The sequence below is a fragment of the Parabacteroides provencensis genome, assembly GCF_900232875.1.
In the GTDB taxonomy this organism is placed as follows: domain Bacteria; phylum Bacteroidota; class Bacteroidia; order Bacteroidales; family Tannerellaceae; genus Parabacteroides; species Parabacteroides chinchillae.
The window spans coordinates 42959-68900 of the sequence record NZ_LT960491.1 but is presented as its reverse complement, the minus strand read 5'-3'; the positions used below and the strand labels follow the sequence as shown (position 1 = coordinate 68900).

The window sequence follows — 25942 nt, the reverse complement described above, 5'->3', positions numbered from 1 at the left end:
TATTAATGAATAATTTTTATATTATTGCTTTTAGTACAGTATTCATTTGGTTAGTCCATGAAAGGGAAGAAATTGAATTTCTGATTTCAGAGGGAGATAAAACTAATTTTTTATAGAAATCGATAATATTTAAAATGTTTATGTAGCTCTCGTCTGCCGGAACTTTCATAATATACGGCATATTCTCAAAATCATTATCGGTCTCAGAGTAAATGAATGACAATCCTCTGGCGGCATATTCTCGGTTTTTTAAAGTTTTTATGTGGGTAATACCACTTCTGTGCCTTGCCAGACTTCCTATTGCCATGTCTGCATGTTCAAATAGCTGGTCTAATTCATTACCGTATTTCGCACCATGGATGATAACGTATTTTTCTAAATGATTTTGTTGTATCAAAGGTAAAATTTCATTTCTTTCTCTGTCGCTAAAAAAATCACCGACAATATGAAAATATACTTTATATTCGGGAAATGTTTCGTAATAATGGGCAAGGCCTTTAATTAATCTGTCAAATCCATGCCAATAGTGAATTTCAGCAACTCCTATTAAATGGAGTTCTTTATTTGTATCGTTGATGGTTTGTTTTAGTTTTATTTGGCTGAAATCTATTCCATTTGAAATCTTTATAGTTTGAATTCCGAAAATTGAATTATAGTCTGAAAAAGTAATGATTCTATATAATTGCCTTGCAAGGAAATAGCGAAAACATTTATCAATTAAGATTTTCCGCCGTTTTAGCAAACCTGCATATTCTTGATCGTAAGGATATGTCGGAATTTCCATCAATATCTTTATCCCGGCTTTTCGTATTTTATATGCCATCCATAATGTAAAAGGATTCGCATTATGGTTAGAACGCATATAGACAAAATCAATATTTTCTTTTTGTATGTATTTTAAAATTGATGTATATTCTATTCTTTTTAATATTTTACTTTTTATTCCGTTTCCATAATCACACAAAATAGTCGAATCTATAAGCCTTTGCTTTTTATCATTGTCTTCTTGTAAATAACAAAGCCTGGTATCAATGCCACATATTTGTAAAGCGTTGACCTGATAATGGATTTTTTTGCTAATACCATTGGAGGGATTGAAACCGTGAAATATAAGGAATAGGGCTTTCATCTCTGTATTTTTGACTTGATAAAATTAATAATGTTGTAAGTACCGGTTGTTTGGATGTATATGGTAAATGAAATAATAAATAGTGTAGATTTTATTATTAAGCTTACGATTAATGAAAAATCTTTGGTTGCGTATTGTATTGGGAATAAAATCAGAATTAAGATAATTGATAATATCGCAGGAGAGCAAAGTTGCTTTAATAGATATTTCATATTACGTTTTAATGTAGATGTATACATTAAGATATAACATTGAAAAAAATTTATTGTAAATGTAAGGCAGATGCACCAAGCTACTGCTTCTAATTTTTTAAATAAGAATATGCCGATCAGAATTGCGGTTACATTTAATGTTGCGGAAAATAATCCGCAAATAAAAAGGTTTTTAGTATCGTTTGCTGCTTGGTAAATAGAACCTGATGTCGACAGTATAATTTGTATACCAACAGATAACGATAGTATCTGGAATACAGCAATGGAAGGATACCATTGTTCTCCAAAAATAAGCAGGATAATTTCTTTTGCACAAAACCACAATAATACGGAGAGAGGAAATCCGATAAAAGCTAAGTAATGGATCACTTTTTCGTAAGAGACGGATAGTTTTTGTAAATCGTTCTGAAAGTTGGAGAAAATAGGGTGCATTACAGGTGATATAACATGGGTGATATTCTGAAGAGGTAACATCATTAATCGGTATGATTTTTCGTAATAGCCTAATGCTTGCATATCCATATATTTACCTATCAGTAATTTATCAAGGTTCCTGCTGAAATAATTAATTATATTGAACATGAACTGGTATGCTGAAAAACTGAAAATCTTTTTTATTGAAGCAATCCCTAAAGTTAGCCGTAATTGTAAGGGCTTTTTTCTGTATGAAATGAGGAATAGTAAAATACTGGAAAATATAGGGTTGATTATTAATGCATATAAACCTGCTCCTAATAAGGCTGCTGTGACGGCTGCAACTCCTCCTATTATTTGTATACAAAGACTTCTGTATGCAATGAACTTAAATTCTTTTTCTTTATATAATAAGGCATTAGGGACAATGTTTAGAGCTGCGAAAAAGAGATTTACGGTTAATAACTGACTAATGGTTAATAATATATTATCTTGATAGAACCAGGCAATAGGCCATGAACATAAAAAGAAAATTATTGATATACAGATACCAAGCCAAAATGTGAAAGAAAAGATATCGTTCAAATCTTCTCTACATAACTCTTTGTTTTGGATAATGGCCGGACTTATTCCTAAGTCACTGAAAATATTGAAAAATGAAATTATTACAGTTGCAATTGCTACGACACCGAATTTTTCAGGAGCTATTAAACGTGCTAAAATACCAGCAACTACCAGGGAAATAATAATACCCGAGTATTTAGAAATAGCTGTATAAAATACACCTGATAAAAGTTCTTTTTTAGTGTCTGTCATATTTATTATTCTGTTATTTCTAAAAAAACAGATCCTTTATTTTGAGTTGTTTTTCTATTATGCCAACTTTTAGCAAAGGCGAATATGCTTTTACATATGTATATTAGTGGCTTTAATGATTTATATTTTATCATGCAAGTTACTTCATCTATTATGAGATTAGCGTACGCCTTGACAAATGCTTTGGCTAATGTATTATTGATATTATTGAAGTCGACCAGAAAAGCAGAGGTGTATTTTAAATAAAATATTTCGTTTGGTTTTCTTTTTCTGTCTTCTCTGTCGTGTACTGCTATTAAGTACGGACAAACTCCTGATTTGTATCCATGGAAGTGAATTCGATGTAAGAAATTATTATCCTCACCATAATGATAAAAAACGGGAGAAAAACCTCCTGTATTCATTAGACATGCTTTCGAAATCAGCCAATGAGCAGCCATAACAAAATCAACTTCGTATACCTCTTTACATTTCTGCAAATAAATATCAGATAAAATATTGTCTTTATTTTTCCCAATTGATAGTGCTGCGAAATAATCGTCTAATTTATCTTTCGGTGCATTTAACTGCATTGGGCTTAATACACCATATTGAGTATTTGATTTTTGAATTTTAATCAATGTATCGAAAGTATCAGGTTCTACCCAAGCATCTTGATTTAAAAGGTAAACATAATCGGCTTGATGCCTGAGTGCATATCCAATACCTATATTATTGGCTTTTCCAAAACCTAGATTTTTATGATATTCAAATAGTATGACTGAAGGATAATCTGCTTTTATGATTTGAACCGTATTATCACTGGAGTTGTTATCAACAACTACTATTGTTGATGTAATGGTTGATTCATATATACTATTAAGACATTTATGAATCCATTTAGCTCCGTTATAAGTTACAATTATTACATATAAATTATCCATGTACTTTGACCCATTCTTGTTTATTTGTATCATAATGTTTTATAACTCTTGCCGGATTACCAACTGCTATGGAATAATCAGGAATATCTTTTGTTACTACACTTCCTGCTCCAATCTGGCATCTTTTTCCAATATGAACTCCTGCTACAATCACGGAATTTGCGCCAATATGGGAATCATCGTCAATAATCACTTCTTTTTTCACTAGAGGTTGTTCATTGGAGTCACAATTTCCATCACTATATCCATGATTGAAACCTGAAATGAAGACATGTTGTCCTAAACCAACTTTATTTCCTAAATGAACAGGGCCTATAACAACGGACCCTATACCTATACGAGCATTGACACCTATAATTATATCACCTGCTCCGTTATTAATAGTAGTAAAGTCTTCAATAAGAGTATTGTCTCCAATTGTAAATTTATTCCATGGAAATACATCAATTCTAGATCTTCTACTGCGGATAATTACACCTTTTCCTCTTTTATGTATAAGTGGATTTATAAACCATTTTACCCAACAACGAGGTTTCGGATTTTTGGGTGAAGAAATTAGATATAAGACTAATTTTTTTAGTTTTTCATTCTTCTTAATTTTTTGTTTAATGTTATTCATTGCCGTTAATTAGAATGATTTATATATATTTAGTAGGTTTATTGCTGTGTTTTTCCAAGAAAAGAGTTTAACTCTTTTCAGCCCGTATTTAACTTGCTTTTCGTAATAAGTAGAATCCATTTCTAAATGGATTAGTTCTTTTGCTATTTTGTCTGCATCTAAAGGATCTACTAATATTCCATATTCTCCTATTATTTCCGGCATAGCAGAAGTATTGCCTGCAATAACCGGAGTACCGCAAGCCATAGCCTCCAGCATCGGTATACCAAAACTTTCTCTTAAAGATGTGTATAAGAAGGCAAATGCTCCGCTATATAAATAGGGTAGATCTGTATTTGGTATGTATCCGGGATAAAAAAGATATGGTTTGATATTCTCTATTTGTTGTTCTTTGAGAATTGAATCAAGAATATCTTCTTTTATGTCTGCTATTAAGAGAGGACGTTTTTTGATTGAGTGTTGTAAATATATACTGTAGGCTTTCAGAGTTCGGACAACGTTTTTTTTAGGATCAGTATTACCAAGAAAAAATAGATAATTATCCGAATCAATGTATTTACGAGTTACAGTTGTTATTTCAGATAAGGGATGGAAATATTGGTTATACCCATTGTAAATAGCCGTAATTTGATTCATCGGTAAATTAAGGGCCTTACGTATGCGGTCACATTCAAAATGAGATACTGTGATGATTTTCTTACATTTAGGAAGAATGCGCGGTACGACTATTCTACGATAATGCCATCCCATATTTTGGTACCAAGATTTGCTTTTACTTTGACGAGGTTCTAAAAAAATAATGTCGTGTAAAGTTAATATTAGTGGTACGGGTGAATAAATAGGTGCAGTGTTGCTTGTACAATGTAGGATATCCGGTTTTATTTTAGCTACAGCCAATGGAAGTGCAACCTGTTCCCAAAGTGGGTAGGAGGGACATTTCACTTCAATAATATGTACATTGTCTGTTTCTTGCAGACAATGGTCTTCTCCCGGACTTACGAAAATATAATATTCATTTTCATGATCTATTTTTTGTAGCTCTTTTATGCTTTCCAAAGCTACAAAATCCATACCATGTTTGTTTGTTCTAAAAATACGTTGTGCTTCAATGGCTATTTTCATTTAAATTGGAATGTTTTGTATGTATGTGTTTGTTTTTCCCTCCTTTTAACCGGAAGAGATTTAGGAACATTAAAATGAAAAGAAAAGGTAAACTGAGAATTGCTTTTTTAAATTTTCTATCAACTAGATAGTCTGGAATTGCTATGCTTAAAGTAATACCTAGTAAGACCAATAATCCCCACCATTTAAGAGCTAGCGTGAAGTTAACGATAGTAAGAAAAACTGCCAGTAATGTGATGAATCCTAGCAATAAAATACGGGGAGGCATCATCCATTGGAATATTTTGTCACAATAATCCCAATAGCCTTTAAATATAGCAGAGGGTAATTCCGTCAGTCCTGAAAATAAATTACTGAATTGAGTAGAAAGCCAACGCTGGCGTTGATTATAAAATTCTTTATTTTTCCGGACTTTTTCGTCAAATGTGTATACGTTTTCTAAATATTCAATATATATATTCTGAAGAAGTAGTCGACGTTCCATATATTTATCTTCTCCGATATCATTGATATCTTGTATGATATCTTTGAAAATGTCATATTCGAAAGCCATGCCGGAACCACTGAGACCCGAAGAAAACCCTAAGCGGGTATGTCCTTTTCGGAAAATAGAGTTGTTAATTTCTTCACTGACAGCATCAAGAACTGCAGTGTTGGTATCTCTGTTTTTGGCAATTCTGTGAGTTTGAATTGCTGAACAACCACAATAAAACGCATCATTTATTTTGTCTAAATAATCGGGCTTGACAACATTGTCAGCATCTAATATAACAATATTATCGTAATATAATGATTGAGATTCCATATACTTAACAGCCTCTCGCAATGCACGGACTTTGAAACTTTTTTGTTCGTTCATTTTGATGACTTTGATATTTAGGTTTTGTAATTGCAGATTTGTTTGATCACTCATCATGTTTGAAATTACAATTATCTCATAAAGATCACGCGGATAGTCTTGGTTTAAAAAAGAACGAACAGAATCAATAATTACTTCATCTTCCATATAGGCCGGGAATAATATGGCATAACGATATTTTTTAGAAGCTTTAGGAAAAGTATACGGAGCTTTTCTTGTCGAATTGAATGCAAAAACAAATAGATATAAAACGAAAATAAAGAAAAACAAAAATATGATTGCATCAACTAATTGAAAAATATATTCTTGTTTTTCAAGCCAATTATGTCCTATATTGAAAATTTGTTCTACCATAGTTTTATTTACTTGTATTTATCGTAGATGATGAACAATTTATTTCATTATCAAAATATTTAGCATTTAGTACAATAGTTAAACCCATAAAAGCAATTATCATAGTGGGAAATTGTCCCCAAAAAGAATTGCCGTAAGCACTAATGAACATGCCAAATATACCACACAGCCATCCTGTCAATTGTCCTTTTAATTCAGGATCTCGTATTTTATAGGCTAAAATCCAGGCACCTTTTCCTATGCTGATAAAAATCATACCAAGATAAATAACTAATCCAACGACACCTGTTTCTACCCATATTTTTACATACCATGAATCTGTAGGGATAGAAGTTGTAAATCTGCGGGAAATTTTCCAACCTAGTCCGTCTCCGGATAATCCCAGTCCTTCACCAAATGGTTTATGTTTAAGATATGTACCCAATTTGCGTTGATTCTCTTTACGTACATTGAATGAGGCATCTTTTGTTGGGGTAAATGCTGTACGCATACGCCGGATCATAGTGTTGCCTTGACCAATTGTAGTAAAAGCAAAGAATATATAAATAAAAATCAAAGTGCTACCGCCTGTTATAATGGCTTTTGTATTTTTACTAATCAGGATAAAAAGAGCTAATCCTGCAATGGGGACAATCATTGCACCTCTGGTTCCACTCAAGAACATGGTGTATGTTGCTAATATTGAAACGATTAGATAATATATTTTTAGCCATTTCGTTCGTATGTAAAAAGCTGATATACCAAAGAGTATCCCGGCACATCCCATATTTGCACCAAGATTACTGGCATCGGTGAAAAATGAAAAATAGCGAGTTCCGGTGCTGAGTAAATGGGTTGTATTACCAACTAACCAGATACGCTCATAAAGATCAAATCCTATAAATTTTTGAATTATAGCTTTTATGGCTGCAATAATAGTAAAAAGAGAGAAGATAATTAATAATGTTTGAATGGTTTTATAACGTGTACATAACAGAGAAGTCAAAACCGAGATTATGAGACCATTAATTATTAAATTTCGGGATAAAATCCATCCATGGAATACAGCAGAAGGATTTATTAATTCAAGAATGCAATAAATCATCCAGATGAAAGAACTGATAGTTAATATATTAATAGCTCTTTTCCATTCTATATCGTGTAAAAGGGTGCTATGCATAAATACCAGAGTTATAGCAAGCGCATATAATATATCCATTAGTACACTTATACCTTCTATATTTACATACCGGTTAATACCCATTATAAAATAGTTAACGGTAAAAATAACGAACAGAAGTATTGTCGGAATTTGTAGTATATATATACTTAATATACATATTAATGGAATGGTTGCAATTATAATGCCAAGTGCTAAATTGTTGAATATTAAGGCTACGCCAATTCCTCCCAATCCTATTGCGAATAGAATATACAATAGGTTGATGGAAAATTGATTCCTGATATATGTATTATCACATGGCTTCATGTAAATTTATTTTTTTATAGCAGAATCTTTTGCTGTAAGTCCCATATACATCATTCTGTTGGCAATAGATCTCATAGAACTGACAGGGGGAAGCTGTCCGACGAAATCTTCTACCGCTTCACGGGATGCATTATTCAGATAAATATATAGTGGTACATCTTTTATTATGTCTTTCAAGTATTTTACATATTCATCGTCACTGTATTTCCAGACTCTGCGTGCATTAGCAACTAAAATAGTTACATCAGATTTTTCTAAAAGGATAGCAGGAAGGCTTTCTTTCTGGACTGCCGGATATTCTAATAAAAGAATGTCTGGCTTTTTATAGATTTTGTAGAGTATATTAAATTCACTTGCCGTAATAAAAGATGCTGCAATTGGAAAATCTTTCCCTGCTGTAAGATAGAGCACTTCCAGCCCTTGCTCTTCCCACTGGGTTTTCATATATTGGGCTATAAAACTCTTACCTTCTTTTGGTTCAATACTAAGAAGATTAATAACGAGGGTTTTGTCTTTTCTTAAATATTGATTCAAACGATTACAAAGATATGATGCAGAAATACGATTGCACATTTTTATAAAACCTCTATATCGTAATTGGGCATTTCCTGTAAAAGCCCCTAATATAGGAAGATGGGTAAGGCGACGGGTACGTTCTGCATCCCGGAGCGTGCGATCTAGAAGCTCAACAACTAAATTGAACCCGATAATAAATATCATGGAAGTAAGGAATGCAGCTATAATAAGTAGCATTCGTTTACTTTTATCACTTGTTAATGGAAAAACAGGTTCTGTAATAGTATTCAGATTTGAACTAGTCAATAACAAGTCTTTTTGTTTCATTTTTGCCATATTCAAAGCATGTAATACCTCTTGATAAGATGCTTCAACTAATTTAATTTCCCTTTCTTGCCGGTTAATTTGTGTTCCTACAGGAGAGTAGGTCTGATATTGCTCCTTAAATTCTTGTTTGCGTTCGTCCAATATTTTTAGATCAGCTTGAGCTTTGGCACGAATCAGTGTTTGTTGCAGCCATTCATTAACGAGATTGTCAATGGCAACACCTTCTTTGCTTTCTTTGTAACTGTTTATCTGATTTGTCAATACGGCAATCTTTTGTTCTGCATTTTTTAGTTCTTCTTTATATCTTTTTAAATCGTCGTCGGCATCTTGTTTATCTTCAGATGTGAAAATTTCTATTTCAGTTATCTTCCCGTTGATGGTGGAAATTTGTTCAAGTGTTTTTATAAAGTCATCATTAACAGAAACAAGCTTTGTTCTTATATCCATGTATTGATTTAGCTCTTCTAGTATTTTAGTCGCACTTTCGTATGCCCTTTTTGTTTCTTCATAACGGTTTTCGTAATCTGTAAATGAAATGGCAATGGCTTTTGTTTGTTCCAAATAATTGATAACACTATTTTCTATATTGTATTGAGTAAGTTTGTCTTCCAGGTTCGTTAATTGAGTTCTTAATCTTTTTAATTCATCTTCGTAATACTTTACAATATCGTTCACTGTTTTATAACGTAGAGCACTGTAAGAATTACGTAATTCCTCACTTGTTAGTTTAACCGTACTTAATGCAATACCTGGGTCTGGAGATTGATAGGAAATATTAATCAAATCACTATTTCCCATACGTACAATTGAAATTTTAGACAGTGCATCACTGCTGTAAAAAGGATTATTCCCATTGAATAGTATATAAAAAAATCCCCGGGGGGCGTCTTTTTTATATTGATTGAAATTTGCGACAGTTTTTTCGAAAGAATTTTTATCTACTAACTTTATTATTTCCCTGGGAGTAATAGCAAGTAATTCTTTGTAATTCTTTGCTGTGATATAGATATTGTCCTCCAAAGGGTTTCCCTGAATTAAATCTATGGCTACTAATTTCAATGATACTTTTTCTTGTGAACCTTTGGATTTAGTTAAGTTCACAATGTTGTCGAATGTGTTATTGATAGATTGCCAATCAGGCCTGGACTCGTCACTTAATCCGGACTGCGAAGTGATACCGGTATAAATGCTGGTACTCACAGTATAAGTCTTTCCTAAAAATTGTGAAAAATAGATCACAAGGGCTGTAATAATGGATGTCCCGAATATTAACTGGTATCGGATTCTATATAAAAAACGTGATATATAGAGTGTTATATCCATTACCTGTTGATAATTTTGACATTTGTGAGCATCTCTAATAAAGTAACAGCATTATGCAATGTGGCTCTGCCTTCCTGGTAGGTAATAACAGCGTTAGATCGACGGCTTCTTTCCATAGACAATGCAATGATGTCAATTTTTCCATTGATAAAGTCTTGTTCGGATATTTTCATCTGAGCGTTATATAAAGCTGCAGCATCAGATTTAGCTTTTAATGTAGCTAATTCTTGTAAAACATTATTGTATGCTTCAAGTATTTTGAGCTTACGTTCTTCAATTGATATTTCATATTCATAATCCAACTGGCGAAGTTTTGCCCTTGTAGCTCTTGTTTTTTGTTTTTGCCCAAATAAATTACCGAATGGTATGCTTACAGAAATACCTCCGTTATAGGTATGTTGGTTGTTTCCTATACTGGTTAGAAAAGGATTTTCATCTGTTGTCGATGTCGTGGAAAGTGAAACAATGCTGCCATATTGGTATTGTCCATATATACGGAAATAGTTAAGCCATTCTCTTTTAGTTACTTTCATCTCTGCATCAGCTTCTTCACGTTTTGCTTCGAATATTTTAATAGAAGGGTGATCATAAACTGATTGTAAAAATACAGACAATGAAGGTAGCTGTATGTGTTCGTAATCATCCAGTATAGTTTGGATAGAGTCGCTTCCCGAACTAGCTCTTACTTCTGTTGCCTTATCGAAATAAGTCTTTTTTTGCTTTTGGGCAAAAACTAAAACAGGAGTGAATAGTATAATTATGACTAGAAATTTTCTCATAGACCATTGTCTTATATAATTTATCTTATACATTCTCCTTTTGGATGAACGCCGTAAATGTCTTGAAAATAATTGTCATATCCAAAATGAAAGAGAACGATTTGGCATATTTTATATCTAATTGTTTCCTTTCTTCTGCAGACATTTTTCCGGCATCTCCACGTTTCTCAACTTGCCACAATCCGGTTAATCCGGCCGGAGCCATGAATCTCTGTATGTATTCGTCACTAGTAAGTAATTCGGCTTCGTATAAAGGTAGCGGACGATTCCCTACAACTGACATATCACCTTTTAATATATTAAATAATTGGGGCAATTCGTCAATGCTATACTTACGTATAAATTTACCTACATGAGTTATTCGCGGATCGTTTTCCAATTTGAAAAAAGTGTTGGAACGTTCTGTCTGTTTCGTTTTTAAATATTCGTTTTCTGATGTTTTTTGATTGTCCGAAAACAGAACAACTTGGCTTTGGTCATATTCTGATACAGATATAGTGTCGTTTTTTTTATTCATTGAAGCGCAACCGGTATCATCTTCGGCCATATACTGATTCAACCGTTTATATTCGGCCAGTCGTCTGTCGGCATCGGCATACATGGAACGGAATTTGTAAAAATAAAATATTTTATAATTACTGCCTACACGCTTGGCTTTATAGATAACCTGCCCTTTGCTTTCTAAACGGATAGCCAATGCTGTGGCAAGAATAACCGGGGATAGTAATAATATAGCCGATAAAGATGATATAATGTCGAAAAGACGTTTCCATAGAGGCATTTTGAATGTGCTTAAATCACATTCAGCAAGAGTATCATTTGCCTGGGTTTTGCTGTGATAGGTTATGGCAAATGATATTATTTTGTTTATTTCTTCCTTTGTAATATTTTGAGAAATAATACAATCTATACCCGCTTTCAAATAAGGTAGTTTTTCCTCTTTTGGTAAGGGAGAACTTACCAGAATAATATAAATATTAGGATATAATTGTACTAACTGTTTGATTATATGAACATCCGTACTTGTGTGTTTTCTTTCAAAAAATATACAACATTCTATCTCATTGCTTTTCTGATTGCTTGTTTGAGAAAGCAAGTTATTTACCCGCAGACTATTTGAGCAAATGGAGATATCCTTGTTTATTGCTTTTTTTAAATGTTCTGCGATTTGTATATTATTTCCGAAAAAGACGTAATGCATCTCTATCTAAGGATTCTTTTTATTCTAACTCGTAATTCTTCCGGGTTAAATGGCTTTAAAATAAAGTCTTCGGCGCCTTCTTCAAATAAACGTATTCTGTTTGCACTGCTTTCAACAGAAGATAGAATTAATACTGGAATGTCTTTAAACATTTCATTAGACTTTAAATATATCAAAAAGTCTTCACCTGTCATCTCCGGCATATTCAGATCGGAAATGATTGTATCTGGAATATTTCCCTCTTTCAACCATGCAATTGCTTTGATCGGATTTTCAACATATTTTACTTCGTAAAGAGATAAGTAAAGCATGATGATCTTCGCAATCTCTGGTTTGTCATCAACTAAAAGAATCGATTTTTTCATACAACAATACCAAAGTACCCGTTTTTACATCATTAAATGTCATACTGCAAAAGTAAAGCAATTATTTTAGAAAAACTATATAATTCATTGCTTTTTTAGTCCCATATGAGACTGGATAATAAAAATGGGATATATAAAAAATAATTATTTAGTTTTGTACAATCAAATATGCGAGATAATAAATGGATAGATTAAAATTATATTTTTTGCCCATATGGCCTTTTGTATGTGGGTTGTTTTTTTTTCATTTAACAGGATGTAGGCCTGAAATGCCAATTACGTCTGTTATAACCATTGATGCAGAAAGCGTGACACTCTCTACAAATAAGGAATTATACGGGTTGTCTTTTGAAGAAATTAATCATGCTATAGATGGCGGAATATATGCCGAACTGATACAAAACCGTAGCTTTGAAGATGGAGTTCCTCCTTTGAATTGCCCTTTTGATGCTTCCCGGAATTTATTAATTACCCCTAATGGATGGACTTTACCTTTTATAAAACCCGATTCTATACCTGGCTGGCATTGTCTGTCTCCAAATACAAATATATATCCGGATAGCAAAGAGTTAATCAATGATGCGAATAAAAGGTCATTATTGGTTTCTGCAAATGCATCTGCTGAAGGGGGGAGAGGTGGTGTTGTTGCTGAAGGTTATAAAGGAATACCGCTCCGAAAAGGTGAAAAATATAATTTGTCGTTATTTATTAAAGGTGCTACAATAACACCGAAGACGGTTCATGTTACATTAGAAGATTCGGTAAAGGCTTCTGTATTGAGTGATGTCGCAAGTTTTCCTGCATCCTATGAATGGAAGCAATTTTATCATACTTTTACAGCTAACCGTGATGTAGACAATGCTGTTTTGACAATCTCTGTCGATACATCTGCCATATTTTGGTTGGATATGGTTTCTTTATTGCCTGAAAAGACTTGGAATGGTAGGCCAAATGGTTTGAGACCTGATTTGATGGAAAAAGTAAAAGCTCTTAATCCTGCTTTTATTCGTTTCCCTGGAGGAAGTTTTGTTGAAGGATATACAGCCGGTACTTATCCGGTCTGGAAAGAAACAATAGGAAATGTGGCTGGACGTAAGCACTTTTGGGGCGTTTGGTCTTATGGCACTACCAACGGCATTGGCTTTCATGAATATTTGCAAATGTGTGAAGATCTGGAAGCAGAACCTGTCTATGTTGTTAATAGCGGTGTGACGAGCCAAAGCCGCCGTCCCCGTTATGAAGATATAACAGCTATGGATAAACTGGTGAAGGACGCATTGGATGCTATTGCGTATGCAAATGAACCGGCCGATTCTACTTATGGAGCTATGCGTGCCAAGAATGGCCATCCCAAGCCATTTGGTTTGAAATATATAGAGATTGGTAGTGAAAATTACGGGCAAGAATATGCAAAACGTTTTGCTTTGTTTCGTGATGCCATTAAAGAAGCTTATCCGAATATAACTGTTATAAGCAGTTCTTTTATTTCACGTAAAAATAGAGCAGATTGGGTTGACTCGCATTTTTACTCAACAGAAAACTTCTTTATCTCTAATAATGACCGCTATGAGACGGATAAGAACTATCGTCGTTCTCAAGGTGTTTTTATTGGAGAGTTTGGTTCCGTATCGGAAAAAGAGACAGGTACATTGCAAAATGCAATAGGTGAGGCGTGCTTTCTTATTGGGGCAGAAAGTAATCCGGACATAGTTAAAAAACTGGCTTATGCGCCAGTCTTTATTAATACTAATTTTGAACGTAACCGTTCGGCAATGATTGCATTTAATAATACACGGATTGCACTTTCGCCATCATATTATTTATTACAGATATTTGCCAATAACCAGGGAGACGAGGTTTTGAAGACGGAGGTCGATACGTATAAACGTCCCCAGGTTACATTCGGCAGAGCTGGAATTGAACTATTTGACAATAGCTATGATATTAAGGATGTTAAAATAAATAATACATCAATAACGGACGCAATTGTCCAAACCGGCGGATGGAAAATAGATGATGACACTTTTGTTCCTGATGCAAATCGCTGGAACTATGTATTAATGGGTGATTCTACTATGCATGATTATGAACTCTCAGCGACTATCCAGCGAACAAAAGGTAGCGGACAAATACAATTTCGTTTGCGTGATAACGGAATGGTGGATGAAAAGAGTAATTATATAGGCATGACAATCGGTGCAGGTGTTTCCGAATTATATCAACAAACTGGTACTGTAAGGGATTCTCTTGTTGCACTTAAACCCTTTGCTTTTGAAAATAACCGTTGGTATACAGTTAAATTATCTTGCAAAAATGAGCAGATCAAATGCTATGTGGATGATGTTTTACTACATGAGGCTAATTTACGGCCGCTACCTTCGTTAGTCTCTGTCGCAACTTTGGATAAAAAGACGAATACGATTTTATTGAAAGTGGTTAATACTACCCGCCATGAAGAAAAGACAGAACTGAAGTTAAATGGTATAAGCGTAAAAAATAATGTTGAACTGATTCAACTGGCCGGTTCGCCGGAGACAATGAATACTATTTCTGTTCCGGACGCTATTATCCCTGTTAAGAAACGCGTTTCCTTTTCTATCGGAGGGCCTATGGTCTATAAATTTCCGCCTAATTCTATTACGTTGTTGAAATTGGAGGTAGACTGATATAAGCTACAAGAGATTATAAAAAATCCTCCCGTATGTTTCATATAATACGGGAGGATTTCTATATAGCTGGAGTTTGTATTAATGCACTAGCATTTCAGGCGTAATAGGGGTAAATTCGCTAGCATCCGCCTTACGAAGCAAAATGCTGCCATCATTCCAATTAGAAGGCCAACCACCGATAATGTGTCCTAAGAATACAACTTTAATTTCGTGTAAGCCTTTTGCCAATGCAACAGATGTGTCGTGGCGAGAGAAACGTTTTACTTCGCCCTGGTTGTTGATTAACAAATTATTGTCTATCCAAACTTCTTCGTTATTAGAAGAAATGTAGTACACGCCGTCTTCCGGGATATTTACATATCCTGTAGCAACAGCACCATATTGTTTTACACCACGCATGGATTCGTCTGTTTTTTCAACGCTGGTAAGTTCTCTCAGGCTTTTAATATTAGAAGTCTTCCAGTCTTTAGCGTCAGCTAATTGCGACGATTCCAGGAAATAACCGTATGTAACGTCCATTTTTAACCCTGGTGTAGTTTGTGCTATTTCTTTCGCCGGAGCTAATTCCTGTTTTTCTACAGTAATGACACGCGTCGGACTCATTTTACCGGAAGGTAAGACAGAACGGATCTTTAATACGCCTGATTCGGTAAACGAGATTGGTGTTTCGTATATTGTAGATTCGGGAGTCGGTTCGGAACCATCTATTGTGTAAACAATTTTTATTGGACGGGTTGTCTTGAATTCTAATGTTGTCGAATCTGTAAATGCTACGAAATTACAAGAACCGTTTGGCTGTTCGGGCTGCGGAATATGGTAGTTGATATCATGTCCGTCCAGACGAACGTAGGCATTATCTATTCTGCGCTCAAAGTCTTTATAGTCTTTTCTGTTCATTGGAGTCCACGCAATTTCAGCAAGAGCCATAATTCGCGGGTAAATACGGTATTCCATAAGATCTGTATTATACATATATTCCGACCAGACGTTACATTGAACACCCTTGATGAATTTATCTTTACCTTGGGCTACCAATGTATCAGGTGTTGGATTGTAGCTGTACACTTTGCTTAACGGATCGTAACCACCAATAGAAACCGGTTCTATCTTTGAATCTCCCTGGAATTGGTCGATATACATACCGTTGCTTCCCGGAGTCATTATTACTTCGTGATCCATGCTGGCTGCGTCAATGCCGCCTTCTTCTCCGCGCCATGACATTACAGCTGCGGTAGGTGCTAAACCTCCCTGAAGGATTTCATCCCATCCGATAATCTTTTTGCCATGTTTTGCCAATACCTTTTCCATTCTTTGAACAAAATAGCTTTGTAGTTTCTCTTCAGCTGAATGTTTTGCATCACCCTTTAAACCTTCTTCTTTAATACGTTTCTGGCAAAGAGGACAATTTTTCCAGCTGTCTTTGGGGCATTCGTCGCCTCCGATATGGAAGTATTCACCAGGGAACAAAGGAACGACTTCAGAAATTACATTTTCCAGAAATTCGAATGTTTCTTCTTTTCCGGCACATAATACAACATCTTCAACCCCCCAAATGACACGCGGAGTAATTGGTTCGCTTTTACAAGATAATTCCGGATATGCAGAAATGGCAGCCAGTTCGTGGCCTGGTATTTCGATTTCGGGAACTACTGTTATAAAGCGGTCTGCTGCATATTTAACGATGTCCTTGATTTCGTCTTGTGTATAGAATCCGCTGTATTCCGTACCTTCTCCGTCAATACGCTTAGAACCGATTTCTGTAAGTTTGGGGTATTTTTTGATCTCAATACGCCAGCCTTGGTCGTCTGTCAAATGCCAGTGCATGCGGTTTATTTTGAAAAGAGCCAATACATCCAACTGTTTCTTAATATTTTCTACAGGGATAAAATGACGGCACGGATCAAGCATAATTCCACGGTAGCCAAATCTGGGTTCATCCTTGATTGTAACGGCTGGAGCTGTCCATGCTATTCCTTTTACAACAGAAGGACTTTCTATTTCAGCCGGCAATAGTTGCATAAATGATTGCATACCATAGAATAAACCTTGCGGGGTTTTAGCTTTAATGTTGGTATTTTCTGTGGTTACATCTAAAGTATAACCTTCATCGTTAACGTCCAGGTTTTCATCTATAATTAAAGAAATACCATTAGAGACTTCTTTGTCACTTACGGCTACCTGATAACCGGTGGCAGTATTCATTTTGGCAGCAAAAAATGCTGCTACCGTTTTAGCTTCTGGCGTAGAAGCGTAAATCTGCGTGTTTTTGTTAAGCTTATAACTTCCTTCGTTTTGAACCAGACTTACCGGAGTCGGAATAATGTTGATTCCGTCGTTATATGGCATCTGTTTGGCTGACTCTTCACCACAGGAAGCTAAAAGACATAATGCACTTGTTGCACAAATTGTTGCAATGAGCTTTTTCATGTGTTTTGAATGATTGTTGATGGATTGTTTATTTTTGAAATGGAGCGGGAAATGTCCGCTTTTTATTGAAAAGGGTAGGAGTCATTTCCTACCCTCTATGTTGTCGGATATGATTACCATGCAAAAATAGGATATTCTTTCATGATACTGTTAACCTTTTCGCGGACAGATGCGATAGTTTTGTCGCATTCGGGAGCAGAAAGTACGGTATCCATCAGTTCTACGATTTCAGCCATTAACGGTTCTTTTGCACCACGGGTTGTGATTGCCGGTGTGCCAACGCGGATACCTGAGGTCTGGAAAGGAGAACGGCTGTCGAAAGGAACCATATTCTTGTTGACTGTAATATCTGCAGCAACTAAAGCTTTTTCTGCTACTTTCCCTGTTAGATCAGGGAATTTTGTACGCAGGTCAATCAACATACTGTGGTTGTCTGTGCCGCCGGATATAATTTTATAACCTTTGTCGGCAAATGCTTTAGCCATTGCTGCTGCATTCAGTTTAACCTGAGTTTGATATGTCTTATATTCCGGTTCGAGAGCTTCGCCGAATGCTACTGCTTTTGCTGCAATAACGTGTTCTAGCGGACCTCCTTGTATTCCGGGGAATACAGCTGAATCTAATAGTTGAGACATCATTTTGGTTTCACCTTTTGGTGTTTTCTTACCCCAAGGATTCTCAAAGTCTTTACCTAGCAGGATAATGCCGCCGCGTGGTCCACGAAGAGTCTTATGTGTTGTTGAAGTTACAATATGTGCATATTCCAGCGGGTTGTTCAACAAACCTGCTGCAATCAGACCTGCAGGGTGTGCCATGTCGATCATTAATAAAGCACCGACTTTATCGGCAATTTCGCGCATACGTTTGTAATCCCAGTCACGAGAGTAGGCCGAACCGCCACCGACGATCAATTTGGGTTTTTCGCGTAATGCAACTTCTTCCATCTGGTCGTAGTCTACACGTCCGGTATCTTCTTTTACATTATATTCTGTAGCGTGGTATAATACACCTGAACTATTTACAGGAGAACCGTGGGAAAGGTGGCCTCCGTGCGCTAAATTTAATCCTAAAAATGTATCTCCCGGATTTAATACTGCAAAAAATACGGCAGCATTGGCTTGTGCGCCGGAATGAGGTTGTACATTTGCCCATTCTGCATTGAAGATCTTTTTTAATCTTTCAATGGCGATTGTTTCGCTTTGGTCAACTACTTCACATCCTCCATAATAACGCTTGCCAGGATAACCTTCTGCATATTTATTGGTTAAGCAGCTTCCCATGGCTTCCATAACCTGGTTGCTTACAAAGTTTTCGGAAGCGATCAACTCAATGCCTTTTAATTGACGCTGATGTTCCTTTTCAATGATGTCGAAAATGATTTTGTCTCTTTCCATTACCTGTAAAATTGGTTTGTTGTAATGAATCCTCTTTTGTTTGCATATAGTGAGGATCGATGCAAATTTACGATAAAAAATTATATACAAGACTAAATTGTTTCAAAATTATGTAAGGTAACTGTTTGGATCATCGGGATCATTTTTTGAAATGATCCCGATGATTTTTATAAAAGATCGTGATGTTTTTTTTATACTTTACCGGCCTTTATAGTCTTGAATATAATCCGTCGGCCTTTTTTATTCTCATAAAAAGTTTTACATTTGTGCATTAACAACCTAAAGAATACAAGTGATGATGAACTATTCCAATTATTTATATATCGCTATACGTGCAGCTTTGGATGCCGGAAAATCTATAATGGATATATATACTGATCCAAAATCTGATTTTGGAATTGAACGAAAGGCGGATAATTCGCCTCTTACTATTGCAGATAAAGCGGCTCACCGTTTAATTTCGAATGCATTATCAGTAACACCATTTCCTGTTTTGAGTGAAGAAGGCGCTGAAATACCTTATAAGGAACGTTCCAAGTGGGATATTTTTTGGATTGTTGATCCTTTGGATGGAACGAAAGAATTCATCAAAAGGAACGGTGAATTTACAGTTAACATAGCTTTAGTGTCAAAAGGCATACCTGTGTTGGGGGTTATTTATGTGCCTGCACGAAAAGAATTATATTTTGCTACGGATGCAGCTTATAAATTAACAAATGTAGATAGCAGCAACCAACCCTCTATGGATGAACTGAAACAGAATGCAATTCGTTTACCTGTTTCTATTGGCCATCAAGGAGTGGTAGTTGTCGCCTCGCGTTCACATCAGTCGGAAGAAACGACTAATTATATTGAAAACCTTCGTAAACAAGGCAAGCCGGTTACTTTAATCAGTAGTGGAAGTAGTCTTAAAATCTGTCTGGTTGCTGAAGGTTCGGCAGATGTGTATCCTCGTTTTGCACCTACGATGGAGTGGGATACAGCAGCAGGGCATGCAATTGCTATAGCTGCCGGTTGTAATATTTATTTACTGGATGAAAAGACTCCTATACATTATAATAAAGAAGATTTGCATAACCCATGGTTCATTGTGAAATGATTTGTGCCAAATATAGAATCTTTTGGTTCGAATAATGTATAAAAGATAAAATAGTATTTAATGTGTGAAAAACAACTGATATTCTTATTACCTTTGTGCCTTACCTGAAAATATTTTAGACAGAAATAGGTGGCATGGACTTTGAAATAATATTTGTATTGCTGGCTTTGGTTGGCATGATTGCAGCTCTTGTGTGGGATTGTATGCGTCCCGGCATGGTTTTGTTGACAGTTGTTGTGCTGTTTTTATGTGTCGGAATACTGACTCCGAAAGAGATGTTGGAAGGATTCAGTAATAAGGGGATGATAACGGTTGCTATGCTATTTTTGGTCAGTGAAGGTATTCGTCAAAGCGGTGCTTTGGGGCAACTGATAAAAAAACTGCTTCCACAAAGGAAGACAACTGTTTTCAGAGCCCAGTTACGTATGCTGCCTCCGATCGCTTTTATTTCGGCTTTTCTAAATAATACTCCTGTTGTTGTTATTTTTGCTCCAATTATTAAACGTTGGGCAGAGAGTGTTAAACTGCCGGCAACAAAATTCCTGATCCCTTTGTCTTATGTTACTATTCTGGGGGGTATTTGTACTTTGATCGGAACATCTACAAACCTGGTGGTGCATGGTATGATTTTAGAAGCCGGTTATCAGGGCTTTACTATGTTTGAATTAGGTCGTGTAGGTATCTTTATTGCAATAGCAGGAATCATTTACTTATTTATCTTTTCGAATAAATTGCTTCCTGACGAACGTAAGGATACGTTGATAGATGATGGTGAGGAAGAAAATCAGGGGAATTTGCATAAAGTCGAAGCCGTCTTGGGCTCACGGTTTCCCGGTATAAATAAAACATTGGGCGAATTTAATTTTACAAGGCATTATGGCGCTATTGTAAAAGAAGTGAAAAGCGGAGGAGAGCGATTTACCAATAATCTTGAAAATGTTGTACTTCATGAGGGCGATACGTTAGTTCTCTGGGCTGATGATTCTTTCATTCCGACATGGGGTGAGTCTAGTGTCTTTTTAATGTTGGCTAATGGCAGTGACGGGACAGAATCTGTTTCCAGGGGTAAACGCTGGCTGGCTTTAGGATTATTGATCTTTATGATTTTGGGTGCTACTATCGGTGAATTACCGTCTGTAAAAGAATTGATACCCGGTATGAACCTGGATATGTTTTTCTTTGTTTGTATTACTACGATTATTATGGCGTGGACAAAAATATTCCCTCCTAAAAAATACACAAAGTATATATCTTGGGATATATTGATAACAATAGCTTGTGCATTTGCAATCAGTAAAGCTATGGAAAATTCGGGCTTTGCAGCAATGATTGCCAGTCATATTATTAGTATGGCGGATAATTTAGGACCTTATGCATTACTTGCGATCTTATTTGTTATTACAAATATATTTACAGAGCTTATAACAAATAATGCTGCAGCTGCATTGAGTTTCCCTATTGCTCTCTCTGTAGCATTGCAGTTAGAAGTAGATCCGACACCGTTTTTTGTTGTGATATGTATGGCTGCATCAGCTAGCTTTAGTACGCCGATAGGTTATCAGACGAACCTGATCGTACAAGGTGTAGGTGGTTATAAATTTACTGATTTCGTAAAGATTGGGTTACCGCTTAACCTGATTACTTTCTTAATTTCAATATTTGTAATACCAATGATTTGGAAATTTTAAATACCTCTGAATAGAATGATGAAAGAAATGCACTCTACAAATATTTATCCAATTTTTGACCGGATGTTGGGTAGAGAAGATAAAGAGGCTTTGTTGAAGCAGCATAGTGTGATGATTTGGTTTACAGGACTGAGTGGTTCCGGTAAAAGTACAATAGCTATAGCTTTGGAACGTGAACTGAATAAAAGAAAGTTACTATGCCGTATTTTGGACGGTGATAATATCCGGAGTGGCATCAATAATAATTTAGGCTTTTCTGCAGAAGACAGGATAGAGAATATACGTCGTATAGCCGAGGTTAGTAAGTTGTTTATTGATACGGGAATTATTACGATTGCTGCTTTTATAAGCCCTAATAATGAAATGCGGGAAATGGCATCTTCTATTATTGGGAAAGATAATTTTTTGGAAATATATGTTAGTACTCCGTTGGAAGAGTGTGAAAAACGTGATGTAAAAGGGCTATACGCAAAAGCCAGAAAGGGTGAGATAAAAGATTTTACAGGTATATCTGCACCTTTTGAGGCTCCGTCATGTCCTGCTTTGTCTTTAGATACTTCTATATTGAGTGTAGAAGAATCGGTAAATCTTTTGTTAGAATTGATATTACCAAGAGTTCAGAATAATTAAAATTGTCATTTAAAATATAATATAATCGTATGTCGGAATATAAATTAAGTCATTTACAGGAGTTGGAGGCGGAGGCTATTCATATTATCCGCGAAGTAGCAGCTGAATTTGAAAATCCTGTTATGCTTTATTCTATTGGAAAAGATTCATCTGTAATGGTGAGATTGGCAGAAAAAGCTTTTGCTCCGGGAAAAGTTCCGTTCCCGTTAATGCACATAGATTCGAAATGGAAGTTTAAGGAGATGATCCAATTCCGGGATGAATATGCAAAAAAGTTTGGTTGGAATTTGATCGTAGAATCCAATATGGAAGCTTTTCATGCTGGCGTAGGTCCTTTTTCCCATGGGAGTAAAGTACATACCGATTTGATGAAAACACAAGCTTTGCTTCGAGGCTTGGATAAATATAAATTTGATGCCGCTTTTGGTGGTGCCCGACGTGATGAAGAAAAAAGCCGTGCAAAGGAACGTATCTTTTCTTTCCGAGATAAATTCCATCAGTGGGACCCGAAGAACCAGCGTCCGGAGTTATGGGATATTTATAATGCACGCGTCCATAAAGGAGAAAGCATCCGTGTTTTCCCGCTTTCAAATTGGACGGAATTGGATATCTGGCAATATATCCGTTTGGAAAATATTCCGATTGTTCCGTTATATTATGCAAAAGAGCGTCCTTGTGTTGAAATAGATGGGAACTTGATAATGGCAGATGATGAGCGGTTACCGGAGCAGTATCGCAGCCAGATAAAGATGCGTATGGTACGTTTTCGTACATTGGGCTGTTGGCCTTTGACCGGAGCTGTTGAAAGTGAAGCAGATACAATCGAGAAGATCGTAGAAGAGATGATGACTACAACAAAGAGCGAACGTACGACTCGTGTGATAGATTTTGACCAGGATGCTAGTATGGAGCAGAAAAAACGGGAAGGTTATTTCTAAATTATCAATTCGCTAAGAAGAATATGACAACATTAAATATAAAGGAATTTTTAGATAAAGACGAACAGAAAGATTTGCTTCGTCTGCTGACGGCAGGTTCAGTTGATGACGGAAAGTCTACATTGATAGGCCGTTTGTTATTTGATAGTAAAAAACTATATGAAGACCAGCTGGATGCACTTGAACGTGATAGTAAGCGCATGGGTAATGCCGGTGAACATATAGACTATGCATTGCTTTTGGATGGTTTAAAAGCGGAACGTGAACAAGGCATTACTATTGATGTTGCTTATCGTTATTTTAGTACGAATAATAGAAAATTTATTATAGCTGACACTCCGGGGCATGAACAATACACCCGTAATATGATAACCGGCGGATCTACTGCTAATCTGGCTATTATTCTTGTAGATGCACGTACCGGCGTGATTACTCAAACGCGCCGCCATACTTACTTGGTTTCTTTATTGGGTATCAAGCATGTTGTTTTGGCCGTTAATAAAATGGACTTGGTAAACTTTGATAAGCAGGTTTTTGATACTATTGTTGCTGATTATAAACAGTTTGTAACCCCGTTAAATATACCGGATGTTACTTGTATTCCTTTATCAGCTTTGGATGGGGATAATGTAGTGGAAAAGAGTGTGCGTACTCCTTGGTATGAAGGGCCTTCTTTATTGGATTTCCTTGAAAATGTACCTATTGACAGAGATCGCAATTTTGAGGACTTCCGTTTTCCGGTACAGTATGTGTTACGTCCGAACCTCGATTTTCGTGGTTTCTGCGGAAAGGTTGCAAGTGGTATTGTTCGTAAAGGAGATACGGTGATGGCACTGCCTTCCCGTAAAACTTCAAAAGTAAAAAGTATTGTGACTTATGACGGTGAGTTGGATTTTGCATTTCCTCCCCAATGTGTAACGATCACACTTGAAGACGAGATAGATGTTTCTCGTGGAGAAATGCTTGTCCGCCCGGATAATCTGCCACTCGAAGATCGTAATTTTGAAACTATGTTGGTATGGATGGATGAAGAACCTATGGACACGAATAAACAATTCTACATCAAACATACGACAAATACAACTCGTGCACGTGTAGACAGTATTCGCTATAAAGTGAATGTGAATACAATGGAACAGTCATCTGTTGATCATTTGGAACTAAATGAAATCGGACGTGTTATTTTTACAACAGGCAAAGAATTATTTTTTGATTCATATCAGAAAAACAAGCAAACCGGAGCTTTTATTCTTATAGATCCGATTACAAATAATACTTCGGCCGTAGGAATGATTATAGATCGGGTAGATGCAAAAGATATGTTGACAGAAGATGCACTGGCTGTTTTGAATTTACAAGAGTTGGGCATCGGTAAAGAGCATTATGAAGCGATCGAGGTTGTTTGCAAGGAATTAATCCGTCAAGGTGTTCCTGTTAAATGTGTTACAGATTAATATAAATATATGGGATTATTGGAGTTTGATAAACTGCCTATTAATACGTTGGTAGGAGCAGATTGGGATACTTTTAAAAAAGTAACGGATCGTCAGAGTATAGATAAGGAATATCAAAATAAATATTATCTGACAAAAGGTGTTTGCCGTTTACTGAGTTTATTAAACCCGATAGAGGAAAAGTACTATCGTAAATTGGCTGACAAGCCTTTGGAAGCTGATCCTCTTTTTATATTGGGGCATTGGCGTAGTGGAACTACCTTTGTTCATAATGTTTTGGCGTGTGATAAACATTTTGGTTATACTACGACTTATCAGACGGTATTTCCTCATTTGATGCTTTGGGGACAACCTTTCTTTAAAAAGAATATGTCATTTCTGATGCCGGATAAACGTCCGACCGATAATATGGAGTTAAAGGTTGATTTGCCTCAGGAAGAAGAGTTTGCTTTATCGAATATGTTGCCATACAGTTATTATAACTTTTGGTTTTTTCCGCAGCGCATGTTGGAGTACTGTGATCGTTATTTGACATTCGATGCAATAACGGAGCAGGAGCGGGAGGTATTTAAGAAAACATTCATGAAATTGGTAAAAATATCTTTATGGAATACTCAAGGTGCTCAGTTTTTAAGTAAAAATCCTCCACATACGGGGCGCATTAAGACATTGTTGGAAATGTTTCCGAATGCAAAGTTTATATATCTGAAAAGAAATCCCTACACTGTATTTGAGAGTACGCGAAGTTTTTTTACTAATACTATCAAGCCTCTTAAATTACAGAATATTTCAAATGAAGAACTAGAACATAATTTTGTGGAGGTTTATAAGCGCCTCTTTTACAAATATCAAGAGCAAAAACATTTGATACCAAAAGGCAACCTGGTTGAAATAAAGTTTGAAGATTTTGAAAAAGATGCTTTTGCTATGACGGAAGATATATATAACAAACTGAATCTATCTTCATTTAATGAATCGAAGCCTTATATTGAGAAATATCTTGATAAGAAAAAAGGATATAAGAAGAACCAGTATAAATACGAAGATAAGACGATTCGGGTTGTTGAAGAAAATTGGGGTATGGCTCTTAAAGAATGGGGGTATGATCTGTAAAGCTGTTTTGTTGATTAAGAATAAAATAGAATGAGTAAGTTAAGTAAGATACTGCTAAGCATAGTTGTTTCCGGTGGTTCGTTGTTTGCACAGGAAAAGGAGG

18 protein-coding genes and 2 pseudogenes are annotated in these 25942 nt (G+C 35.7%); 7 read left to right on the top strand and 13 right to left on the bottom strand.

What is annotated here, in order from left to right; translation table 11 throughout:
• Positions 1-16: 16 nt before the first annotated feature.
• The 11 genes and pseudogenes from CTY47_RS13655 to CTY47_RS13605 form a co-directional block, all read right to left on the bottom strand.
• Positions 17-1129 carry a glycosyltransferase family protein gene (locus CTY47_RS13655; protein WP_099465344.1) on the bottom strand — a complete coding sequence of 371 codons (1113 nt, stop codon included), beginning with the start codon at positions 1127-1129 and terminating at the stop codon, positions 17-19.
• The gene (locus tag CTY47_RS13650; RefSeq protein ID WP_099465343.1) at positions 1126-2571 is read right to left on the bottom strand and encodes a lipopolysaccharide biosynthesis protein; all 1446 of its coding nucleotides are present in this window, start codon (positions 2569-2571) and stop codon (positions 1126-1128) included. The genes CTY47_RS13655 and CTY47_RS13650 overlap by 4 nt, the downstream gene beginning before the upstream one ends.
• 5 nt (positions 2572-2576) lie before the next feature.
• Entirely contained in the window at positions 2577-3527 is a 951-nt protein-coding gene (locus CTY47_RS13645) for a glycosyltransferase family 2 protein (protein WP_099465342.1), read from the bottom strand.
• Positions 3487-4113, bottom strand: a complete 627-nt coding sequence (locus tag CTY47_RS13640; RefSeq protein ID WP_099465341.1) for an acyltransferase — start codon at positions 4111-4113, stop codon at positions 3487-3489. The genes CTY47_RS13645 and CTY47_RS13640 overlap by 41 nt, the downstream gene beginning before the upstream one ends.
• Before the next feature lie 9 nt (positions 4114-4122).
• Positions 4123-5235, bottom strand: coding sequence for a glycosyltransferase family 4 protein (locus CTY47_RS13635; RefSeq protein WP_099465340.1), 1113 nt, complete (start codon positions 5233-5235; stop codon positions 4123-4125).
• Entirely contained in the window at positions 5219-6448 is a 1230-nt protein-coding gene (locus CTY47_RS13630; RefSeq protein WP_099465339.1) for a glycosyltransferase, read from the bottom strand. The genes CTY47_RS13635 and CTY47_RS13630 overlap by 17 nt, the downstream gene beginning before the upstream one ends.
• 4 nt (positions 6449-6452) lie before the next feature.
• Entirely contained in the window at positions 6453-7916 is a 1464-nt protein-coding gene (locus CTY47_RS13625; RefSeq protein ID WP_099465338.1) for an O-antigen ligase family protein, read from the bottom strand.
• 6 nt (positions 7917-7922) lie between these two features.
• Positions 7923-10082 carry a GumC family protein gene (locus CTY47_RS13620; RefSeq protein WP_099465337.1) on the bottom strand — a complete coding sequence of 720 codons (2160 nt, stop codon included), beginning with the start codon at positions 10080-10082 and terminating at the stop codon, positions 7923-7925.
• Positions 10082-10861: a TolC family protein gene (locus CTY47_RS13615; protein ID WP_099465511.1), complete on the bottom strand. Its 780-nt coding sequence runs from the start codon at positions 10859-10861 to the stop codon at positions 10082-10084. The genes CTY47_RS13620 and CTY47_RS13615 overlap by 1 nt, the downstream gene beginning before the upstream one ends.
• Before the next feature lie 25 nt (positions 10862-10886).
• Positions 10887-11648 (bottom strand): annotated as a pseudogene (locus CTY47_RS13610) (sugar transferase); the annotation flags it as partial.
• Between the two features lie 416 nt (positions 11649-12064).
• Positions 12065-12427 (bottom strand): response regulator, encoded by a 363-nt coding sequence (locus tag CTY47_RS13605; RefSeq protein ID WP_099465335.1) that lies wholly within the window; start codon positions 12425-12427, stop codon positions 12065-12067.
• Between the two features lie 269 nt (positions 12428-12696).
• Here CTY47_RS13605 and CTY47_RS13600 point away from each other — a divergent pair, with 269 nt between their 5' ends.
• Positions 12697-15093, top strand: a complete 2397-nt coding sequence (locus tag CTY47_RS13600) for an alpha-L-arabinofuranosidase C-terminal domain-containing protein (RefSeq protein WP_233202194.1) — start codon at positions 12697-12699, stop codon at positions 15091-15093.
• 81 nt (positions 15094-15174) lie between these two features.
• Here the strand turns inward: CTY47_RS13600 and CTY47_RS13595 are convergent, their stop codons facing one another.
• Positions 15175-17523, bottom strand: coding sequence for a family 20 glycosylhydrolase (locus tag CTY47_RS13595; protein WP_099465333.1), 2349 nt, complete (start codon positions 17521-17523; stop codon positions 15175-15177).
• A gap of 113 nt (positions 17524-17636) precedes the next feature.
• Positions 17637-18917 (bottom strand): serine hydroxymethyltransferase, encoded by a 1281-nt coding sequence (glyA, locus tag CTY47_RS13590; protein WP_099465332.1) that lies wholly within the window; start codon positions 18915-18917, stop codon positions 17637-17639.
• Positions 18918-19212: 295 nt separating this feature from the next.
• On the opposite strand from glyA, the gene cysQ reads away from it, so the two are divergent.
• The 6 genes and pseudogenes from cysQ to CTY47_RS13560 all read left to right on the top strand — a co-directional run bounded on the left by cysQ (position 19213) and on the right by CTY47_RS13560 (position 25839).
• Entirely contained in the window at positions 19213-20016 is an 804-nt protein-coding gene (gene cysQ, locus CTY47_RS13585; RefSeq protein WP_099465331.1) for a 3'(2'),5'-bisphosphate nucleotidase CysQ, read from the top strand.
• A 134-nt stretch (positions 20017-20150) separates the two neighbouring features.
• Entirely contained in the window at positions 20151-21704 is a 1554-nt protein-coding gene (locus CTY47_RS13580; RefSeq protein WP_099465330.1) for an SLC13 family permease, read from the top strand.
• Positions 21705-21731: 27 nt separating this feature from the next.
• The gene (gene cysC, locus CTY47_RS13575; protein WP_099465510.1) at positions 21732-22334 is read left to right on the top strand and encodes an adenylyl-sulfate kinase; all 603 of its coding nucleotides are present in this window, start codon (positions 21732-21734) and stop codon (positions 22332-22334) included.
• Positions 22335-22363: 29 nt separating this feature from the next.
• Complete coding sequence (gene cysD / locus CTY47_RS13570; RefSeq protein WP_099465329.1) at positions 22364-23272, top strand: sulfate adenylyltransferase subunit CysD; 909 nt, start codon at positions 22364-22366, stop codon at positions 23270-23272.
• A gap of 20 nt (positions 23273-23292) precedes the next feature.
• Positions 23293-24726 (top strand): annotated as a pseudogene (gene cysN / locus CTY47_RS13565) (sulfate adenylyltransferase subunit CysN); the annotation flags it as partial.
• A gap of 9 nt (positions 24727-24735) precedes the next feature.
• Positions 24736-25839, top strand: coding sequence for a sulfotransferase family protein (locus CTY47_RS13560; RefSeq protein ID WP_099465327.1), 1104 nt, complete (start codon positions 24736-24738; stop codon positions 25837-25839).
• The last annotated feature ends 103 nt before the right edge of the window (positions 25840-25942 follow it).